General features: G+C 35.3%; 2 protein-coding genes. One reads left to right on the top strand and one right to left on the bottom strand.

The window, feature by feature from the left end:
• On the top strand, positions 1–415 hold a 415-nt coding region (locus KHS38_RS22170), incomplete at its 5' end, for a TaqI-like C-terminal specificity domain-containing protein (RefSeq protein WP_213491143.1).
• Here KHS38_RS22170 and KHS38_RS22165 read toward each other — a convergent pair.
• The coding region (locus KHS38_RS22165; protein ID WP_213491139.1) for a TaqI-like C-terminal specificity domain-containing protein at positions 399–1,037 on the bottom strand (639 nt) is incomplete at its 5' end. The genes KHS38_RS22170 and KHS38_RS22165 overlap by 17 nt on opposite strands.

The raw sequence follows: 1,037 nt of genomic DNA, 5'->3' as shown, positions 1-1,037 counted from the left end.
GGACGATTTTAATAGGCAGAAAATCGTGTGGGGTGAGATATCTGATCGAACCAAATTTTGTATCGATTTGAACGGCGAGTTTGTGGTAGAGGCTACGGCGTTCATTTTGACAGGCGATTCATTGATTTATTTGCTCGGCTTTCTTAATTCAAAGTTTTCTCAGTATTTATTCTCAAAAATTGGTACGACAACCGGAGTCGGCACCGTTCGGTGGAAGAAGTTTACCATTGAACAATTGTATGTTCCTAAACATCCAAAATACAGTCTTGAGGTGTATGAGTCCATTATTTTACAAGTAATTAATTCTATACAAACAAAAACAGATTGTTCTGCTTTGCTTAAGACTATTGATGAAATGATTTATGAAGAGTTTGACTTGACCTCAGAGGAAATACAATTTATTGATTATCAATAAATTCCACTTCTTCAACTGATAGGTTGCAGATTTCATAAATGCGTTGATTTATAATATTTTCAACACCTGCATTTTCATTTAACTTTGATAATAAGGATGCAAACTCCTCGTGCTGATGTTCTGTGACAATCGGAACATAAAGCTGCTCAATAGTAAACTTCGACCATTGAGCTGTTCCCACCCCTGTTGTAGTTCCTATTTTGGAAAAAAGATATTCAGACAAACGGGAATTTAAGAAGCAGACTAAGTATTCAAGTTGATCTCCCGTCATTAAGTAACACTTATTATTGACATAATAGTTATCATAATTATCAAGCGCAAAATTCGACTTATCAGATATCTCACCCCACACGATTTTCTGCCTATTAAAATCGTCCATATATGCACAGTTTCTTAAATTGTAGGGAGTTATACCTTTATCCAATCTTTTTTCAAGACGCGAGTAAAATTCGTCTAAATGCGCTTTAATAGCCGGGTAATCTATTATGTTTATGGGCTTTACACCTTTCTCTTTGACACCGTTATGTGTATTTATAAGCCATAAATTTGAGAAAGTGTATCCGTACTTATTTATGTCTCTGCCGCGTAAAATGGGTCGTATTATTTCGGCTGATTTTGGATC

It is taken from the genome of Mucilaginibacter sp. Bleaf8 (assembly GCF_018390515.1).
In the GTDB taxonomy this organism is placed as follows: Bacteria; Bacteroidota; Bacteroidia; order Sphingobacteriales; family Sphingobacteriaceae; genus Mucilaginibacter.
The sequence above is the reverse complement of the archived record's forward strand: the minus strand, read 5'-3'. Positions and strand labels throughout refer to the sequence as shown.